This is a genomic window from Bradyrhizobium sp. Ken01 (genome assembly GCF_055807355.1).
On record NZ_JBVVPC010000106.1, the window covers coordinates 1 to 5,710 of the forward strand.

Consider the following 5,710-nt stretch of genomic DNA (forward strand, 5'->3'; position numbering starts at 1 on the left):
ACCTCGCCCGGGCTGATATAGCCGTATTCGGTCGCCGGCCGCTCCGGCTTGACGCCGAAGGTGACGATGCGCCCGGCGCTCGCGGCGGTGAGGCCCTGGCGGCACGCCGCGACGAACGCCGCATTGTCCTGCACCACGTGGTCGGCGGCGAGCGCGAGCACGATCGCCTCACTGGCGCGGTTCTGCGCGAACACCGCGCCGGCGGCGATCGCAGGGCCGGAATCCCGCCGCATCGGCTCCAGGATCACGTCGGCCTCGACGCCGATTTCGGCGAGCTGCTCCAGCACCATGAAGCGGTAGGAGGCATTGGTGATGACGATCGGGCGATCGAACAGCGAGGCCTCCGAGACGCGCAACAGCGTGTCCTGGAAGGTCGAGCGCGTGCCGAACAGCGGCAGGAACTGCTTGGGGCGCACCTCGCGCGAAGCCGGCCACAGCCGCGTTCCGGCACCGCCGCACATGATCAGGGGGATAATGCGTTTGTCCATCGTCATTTCAAACCTTCAGGTCGTTCCGATACCAGGTGACAAAATTACGAATTCCGTGCGCGCTCGGCGTTGACGGTGCAAAGCCGGTATCGCGCATCAGATCCTCGACATCCGCGAACGTTTCCAAAAGGTCTCTCGGCAGCGATTCTTTGATCGCCGTCCGACCCAGCTCCGGCTCCAGAACTCCGACGACGTGCATCAGCTCTTCCGGGTGGTGGTGGCCGACATTGTAGGCCTTAGACGGCGCATTTGCGGCAGCCGGATGATCTGCGGTGATCCCTCATCCTGTTCCCAAGGACCGCTTCGCCCGATCCGTCGCTCGATCTTCCGCCCGCGGCGCCTCTTTAGCCTCCGCATCGACGGGGCCGCAATAGCCCCACCACCCTGCATGAGGGCCCTCGATCACTGCTATTGCAAGATCGACGCCAAAACCATACCAAAGCGGCCGAATTCGGCGCCTTGCGTCGGGTTGCTTCAACCCTTGTTCATGCGGGCGAAATGCGCCGAATCCTGCTGTCGACGGCCAAGATCCTGATTTCCGGAGCGCTGCTCTACCTGGCGCTGCGCAAGGTCGATCTGTCCGAACTGTTTTCGCGTTTCACCGTGACCAGCCTGTTCTGGATCGGCTTGGCGATCGCCATCACGTTCCTGCAAATCTTCGTCGGCGTGTTGCGCTGGCGCGAGATCAGCGCCGAATGCGGCGCCCCGCTCGAGCTCGGCCGGGCCATGCGCTACAACGTGATCGGATCGTTCTTCAACCAGACCCTGCCGTCGGCGATCGGCGGCGATGCGGTCCGGCTGTGGCTCGTCGCGCGCGCCGGCGCCGGCTGGCGCGCTGCGACCTACTCGATCTTCGTCGATCGCGCGATCGGTTTGATCGCGCTGGCGATTCTCATCGTCGCGAGCCTGCCCTGGAGCTACAATCTCATCACCGATCCGCACGGGCGCTCGGCGCTGCTGCTGGTCGATCTGGCCGCGCTCGCAGGCGGCCTCGGCTTCCTGGCTTTCGGCGCGCTGAGATGGTCGTGGCTGAAGACTTGGTGGGCCACGCATCACCTTCACGCCTGCGCGGTGATCGCGAACCGCGCGATCTTCAATGCGACGCGCGGACCGATCATTGCGATCCTGTCGTTCGTCGTCCACGTCCTTGCCGTCGTCATCGCCTGGTGCGTGGTGCAGTCGATTGCCGCGCCGGTCAGCTTTGGCCAGATTTTGCTGCTCCTCCCGCCGGTCATGCTGATCACCTTGATGCCGATCTCGATCGCCGGCTGGGGCGTGCGCGAGGCCACGATGGGCCTCGCGTTCGGGTTTGCCGGGCTTGCGGCGAACGAAGGCGTCAACGTCTCGCTTCTGTTCGGCGCGGTCTCGTTCATCGTCGGCGCTTTCGGCGGCCTGGTCTGGATTCTCAGCGCGGAGAAAGCCGCGCAGGGGTCCGCGCCGCTCGGGGTGCTGGAATGAGTCCGGCTACCGACGCTCTCGGCGCCGTGCCGACACTGGTCGCGGTTGGGGCCGCCGCGCTGATCTCGGCGCTCGTCACCTGGACCAGCCGTCCCCTGCTCCAGCGCTATGCGCTGGCGCGGCCGAACGCGCGATCCTCGCATCGCATCCCGACGCCGCAGGGCGCGGGCATCGCGCTGATCGTCGCAACGCTCGTGGTTGCTTCGGTCTGGGCGGTCTGGGCGGGCATCGAAATCCCCCCGCCGCTCATCGGTGCGACGGTCCTGATCGCACTGGTCGGATTCGCCGACGACATCGTTTCGCTGCCGGTGCTCGTGCGGCTCGTGCTGCAAGCTGCCGCGGTCGCCGCAGTCGTGTTCACCGCGCCGGAGACCGCGCGCATCGTGCCGGCGCTGCCGCTTCCGCTGGAGCGCGGCCTCATCCTGCTCGGCGGGGTCTGGTTCGTGAACCTCGTCAACTTCATGGACGGGCTCGACCTGATGACGGCGGCGGAAGTGGTGCCGGTCACCGCGGCGCTGCTGCTGCTGGGAATGAATGGAGACTTGTCTTGGCCCGCGGCACTGATCGCCACCGCCCTTTGCGGCGCAATGCTTGGCTTTGTGCCGTTCAACAGACCCGTCGCAAAGGTGTTCCTGGGCGACGTCGGCAGCCTGCCGATCGGCCTCCTGCTTGGTTGGTGCCTGCTGGAGCTCGCCTGGCGCGGGCAGCCGGCGGCGGCGCTGTTGCTGCCGGCCTACTATCTCGCGGATACCACGCTTACCTTGTTTCGCCGTATCGCCAGGCGCGAACAATTCTGGTCGGCACACCGCTCGCATTTTTACCAGCGCGCCACCGACAATGGTTTTACCGTCCGGCGGGTGATTGGCGAGGTATTCGCCCTCAATCTCGTGCTTGCGCTGCTTGCTGTCGTCACCATTCGTGCCGGTGTGGCGACGATCACGATGCTGGCGCTGCTGGCAGGTGCGATCGCAGTAGGATTCGTGCTGCGACGGTTCTCGCGCCCTCAGCTGTCCTGAGCCAACAGTGCAAGCCGCAGGCCCTCGTCCAGGGTGACCTGCGGCTGCCACCCGGTCGCGATCGCCTTGGAGACGTTGAGCTCGAGCGAGCCGATTAGGCTGTCATGCGTTTCTTGCCGGCGCATCACGATGAGAAGCTTGCTGAGCAGGTCCGGCGGCATGGCGAACAGCCGGGGGTTCTTGCCGGACGCGTTGGCCACGCGCTTGATGAAGTCAGGAGTCGAGACCTGTTCCCTATCAGCCACCAGGAAAACCTCGAAATTGCTGGCGGGGTCAGAATGGGCGAGCCGGCGCAGGATGAACGACGACATGTTCTGCACGGCAAGGAAGGCGCGGTGGTTGCGGATCGCGGCAAAGGGCAGCGGCAGCCCGAGGTTCAATGCACGCGTCAGCAGCGCGAAATTGCCTTTGGCGCCGGCACCATAGACCAGCGGCGGCCTGATCACCGAGATCTTCATGGCGCTGTCGCGCGCCAGCGTCTTCAAGCCCGCTTCGGCCGCGGCCTTGGACATGCCGTAGAGACCGCGCGGCGTCAGGACATCGTCCTCGCTGAACGGCGCGCGGCCGTCATTGCTGCGACCGTGCACGAGAACGGTGCTGATGAAGATGAACTGGCGCACGCCGGCCGTCGCCGCGCTGCGCGCCAGGTGCAGCGTGCCGGCAATGTTGACGTTGCGGTAGAGCTGGACCGCATGCTCCTCGTGCTTGTGATGCACCCGCGCGGCGAGATGAACGACGGCGTCGACGCCCTGAAGCGCGGCCTGCCAGTCTGTTTCGGGGCCGATCGTTTCGATCACGACCTCGTCGTCCATGCCTTCCGGCCGGCGCACCGCGCGGCGGATCGACCAGCCCTCGCGCGCAAGTGCGGGCACGACATGACGGCCGACGAAACCGCTCGCACCCGTCACCAACACGACTGGCTTGCGCTCGTTCATCGTCGCTCCGCCAGTTCGGTGTTGCGCAGCAATTCGTCGATCAGCCCGGCATAGGCGTTCATCGCGGTGACGCGATCGAACTTCGCCGCCGCCTTGACCGCGCGCTCCGCCATCGCGACTGCGTCGGAGCGAGACGCCGCGCGGATCGCCTCGGCCAGTTGGTCGGCACGGCCGGGCGTCACGACCCAGCCTAGCCCGTTCTCCACCACGGTCAACGCAGCCTCGGCCTCCGGTTCGGAGACCAGCACCACGGGACGGCCGACGGCCAGAAGATTGTAGAACCGGCTCGGCACCGACACCCCCGCAACGTCCTTCCGGTACGGAATGATCCACAGATTGGCCGCCGCCAGGAATGCCTCGAGCTCGCCATCCTCGACCCGCCCCACGAAGGAGACATTGGGCAAGTTCGCTTCAGCCTGCAACTGCTTCAACCGCTCGAAGCCGATGCCCCAGCCGGAGAGCAGGAAGTGGATGCCAGGCTCGGCCCTCAAAAGGCGCGCCGCCTCGAACACGATCTCCGGATCGTGGGTGAAGCCGAGATTGCCCGACAGGCCGACAACGAAATCGGCCGAGAGCGCTTTGCGGAACGGATTATCCGCCGTCACCGGCCGGGGTGCGGCCACGAGCGTCGCCCAGTTCGGGATGAATCGGATCTTGTTCCGCGTCATGCCGGAATAGCTCAGCAGCGGCCGTTCCGCATCGCGGCCGATGGTGATGACGGCATTGAGCGCGCGGAACATCAGGCTGTTGGCGGCGCGCATCGTCATGGCCACGATCGAACCGGGCTTCAGCAGGCCCGCCATCACCAGCACGTCGGGGAAGAGGTCGTGCATGATCAGCGCCGAGCGCGCGCCCTTCAGCCTTGCCGCCGCCGCGACCGCGTAAGGCAGCATGAACGGTGCGGTCACGGTGAGCACGACGTCACCTCGCCTCAGCTCCCGTGTCAACGCCAGGAACGTGCGCGCCGCGAACAGCAGTTCGGAGGCGCCGCGCCGCACCAGCGCCGCCTTGCCCGCCATCCTGTTCTTGACGGCGACGACCCGCGGCTTGCCCGGGCCGGTTTGCGAGGCCGGCAACGCGCCCGATGAGCCCGACAGCACCACGACCTCGTGATCCCCCGCGATGCGGCAGGCGATCTCGGCCATGATCGCCGCGGTCGTGCTCGGATCAGGCGGGTAATGCTGGCTCGCCACGACGATCTTGCCTCGAGGCTGCATGATCAGGCCGCGGTCGACCCGAATTCCGGAATCGCGTCCTTCAGGATGGTCCTGATGGTGGCCCGATCGTCGCGCGCGATCGCCTGCTCCAGCGCCGCAATCCATTTGCGCAGCGTCTGCATCGGCGGCTCGTTCGGCTGCGCGGCCATGATCCCGGCGACACCGATCTCGCGGGTCGGCTCCTCGGAGGCGAACAGGATCTCGTGCAGGCGTTCGCCGGGCCGCATGCCCGTGAACACGATTTCGATGTCGTAGCCGGGTTGCAAGCCCGAGAGACGGATCATGCGCTCTGCGAGATCGACGATCTTCACCGGCTGGCCCATGTTGAGCACGTAGACCGACACGTCCGAGCGCTGCGTTCCGAGCGCATGCGTTGCCGCCGTGATGACGAGATCGCACGCCTCGCGGATGGTCATGAAGTAGCGGACCATGTCCGGATGCGTGACCGTCACCGGACCGCCGGCATCGATCTGGGCCTTGAACTTCGGCACCACCGAGCCGTTCGACGCCAGCACGTTACCGAACCGGACCGAGATCAGCCGCATCGACCGCCTGGCGCCGCCGTGACCCGCCGCAAGATCATGGTCGAGCGCCTG

General features: G+C 66.3%; 7 protein-coding genes. 2 read left to right on the forward strand and 5 right to left on the reverse strand.

Annotated elements, in window-relative coordinates; genetic code table 11:
• Positions 1-488 (reverse strand): sugar phosphate nucleotidyltransferase (locus AC0L3S_RS38645; protein ID WP_473285131.1); only part of this gene is annotated, 488 nt, incomplete at its 3' end.
• Positions 489-495: 7 nt separating this feature from the next.
• The gene (locus tag AC0L3S_RS38650) at positions 496-687 is read right to left on the reverse strand and encodes a hypothetical protein (protein ID WP_473285133.1); all 192 of its coding nucleotides are present in this window, start codon (positions 685-687) and stop codon (positions 496-498) included.
• A gap of 299 nt (positions 688-986) precedes the next feature.
• Here AC0L3S_RS38650 and AC0L3S_RS38655 point away from each other — a divergent pair, with 299 nt between their 5' ends.
• Both AC0L3S_RS38655 and AC0L3S_RS38660 read left to right on the forward strand, forming a co-directional pair.
• Positions 987-1,946 carry a lysylphosphatidylglycerol synthase transmembrane domain-containing protein gene (locus AC0L3S_RS38655; protein WP_473285135.1) on the forward strand — a complete coding sequence of 320 codons (960 nt, stop codon included), beginning with the start codon at positions 987-989 and terminating at the stop codon, positions 1,944-1,946.
• Positions 1,943-2,962 (forward strand): MraY family glycosyltransferase, encoded by a 1,020-nt coding sequence (locus AC0L3S_RS38660; protein WP_473285137.1) that lies wholly within the window; start codon positions 1,943-1,945, stop codon positions 2,960-2,962. Before AC0L3S_RS38655 ends, AC0L3S_RS38660 begins: the two co-directional genes overlap by 4 nt.
• On the opposite strand, the gene AC0L3S_RS38665 is transcribed toward AC0L3S_RS38660, so the two are convergent.
• The 3 genes from AC0L3S_RS38665 to AC0L3S_RS38675 form a co-directional block, all read right to left on the reverse strand.
• The gene (locus tag AC0L3S_RS38665; protein ID WP_473285139.1) at positions 2,950-3,897 is read right to left on the reverse strand and encodes an NAD-dependent epimerase/dehydratase family protein; all 948 of its coding nucleotides are present in this window, start codon (positions 3,895-3,897) and stop codon (positions 2,950-2,952) included. The two genes, AC0L3S_RS38660 and AC0L3S_RS38665, sit on opposite strands and share 13 nt — an antisense overlap.
• On the reverse strand, positions 3,894-5,114 hold the full coding sequence (locus AC0L3S_RS38670) for a glycosyltransferase family 4 protein (protein ID WP_473285141.1): 1,221 nt from the start codon (positions 5,112-5,114) through the stop codon (positions 3,894-3,896). The genes AC0L3S_RS38665 and AC0L3S_RS38670 overlap by 4 nt, the downstream gene beginning before the upstream one ends.
• 2 nt (positions 5,115-5,116) lie before the next feature.
• Positions 5,117-5,710, reverse strand: a 594-nt coding sequence (locus tag AC0L3S_RS38675) for a polysaccharide biosynthesis protein (protein ID WP_473285143.1), incomplete at its 5' end; no start/stop codon positions are given.